At 43.4% G+C, this 1,007-nt stretch carries 2 protein-coding genes; both read left to right on the top strand.

The window, feature by feature from the left end; genetic code table 11:
• Positions 1-30 precede the first annotated feature (30 nt).
• A complete protein-coding gene (locus tag O9332_RS02855) occupies positions 31-183 on the top strand; it encodes a hypothetical protein (protein ID WP_288023547.1) in 153 nt (50 codons plus the stop codon).
• 92 nt (positions 184-275) lie between these two features.
• Positions 276-848 (top strand): hypothetical protein, encoded by a 573-nt coding sequence (locus O9332_RS02850; RefSeq protein WP_288023546.1) that lies wholly within the window; start codon positions 276-278, stop codon positions 846-848.
• Positions 849-1,007: the final 159 nt, after the last annotated feature.

Here is a 1,007-nt window from a genome sequence, read left to right as displayed (position 1 = left end):
ACCCTTATATAGAAAAGCATTTAGCGATTTTTGTCAATTGTTTTTGCTCTAGAGCGAACTAATCAATTAAGTCTCTTGCCAGATAAGGATTTAGTCGATTTATGCCCCCCTATCGAACCATACCAAGTAACGAAGAACCTGACTAATTACGAAAATGTGTTGCGGTCGGTAGCAATTTTATAATTTTCACTTAAAATGGATTGCATAATTGATCTAGAGTAAAGTTTCAAGGGAGTTGACTGAAAATGCTTGATTACCGTCTATTGTTATGTGCTATGGCATCTGTTTTACTCGGTCAGTCCGTACAGGCTAGGGATATCGAGTTTTCTGGGGGTGCCAGCGGTGTGGATCCCCTCGGCCATTCTTTTGCGTTTGATGGCACAACCTTCACACTTTCGTCTGGTTCAGGTACATTCAATCCTTCTGGTGTTGACATTGGCAACGCGAAAAGCTTTTCCTTTAGTTTGACCAATCCTGCTGTTTTCAATCCAGATCCCGTTAGTGTCCCCAATGCCTGTCCACCAGGCCAGTATGCAACTTATATCAACACCAATCCCGTAGTAATTGTCTGCAAAAACTTTATTACACAAGAAGAATTCATTCGATATACATGGCAATACAGGATGCTTCCGGGGGGTGTAATCACTTTCAACGATCCCCAGGGTACTGGCTTGACCGCTGGGCTTTCCAAGTTTGACTTCACACTAACTTTTCCACAGCCCATTAATGTTAATAACTTCAGCTTTACCGCTAAGTGGTCTAATGTGGCTTCAGTCCCAGAACCTTCGCTGACGACTGGATTACTTCTCCTCGGATTCGTGGGTCTATACTGGACAAAACGTACCTAAATCGGTTCTACAAATACATAGGGTTTGCTGAAAAAGTACGGGCGAAGCATTCGGGCAATAACCTATCGGTGAAACCGTAGATTTTTTATCCGAATGCTTCGCCCCTACAGGACGCGGGCCGATGAAGACGCAAGGTTTTGAAGCACGATTCTCTCAAAA

Origin of the sequence: Microcystis sp. LE19-10.1B, assembly GCF_027530565.1 — a bacterium.
GTDB classification, from domain to species: domain Bacteria; phylum Cyanobacteriota; class Cyanobacteriia; order Cyanobacteriales; family Microcystaceae; genus Microcystis; species Microcystis aeruginosa.
This window is presented reverse-complemented; position numbering and strand designations above follow the sequence as displayed.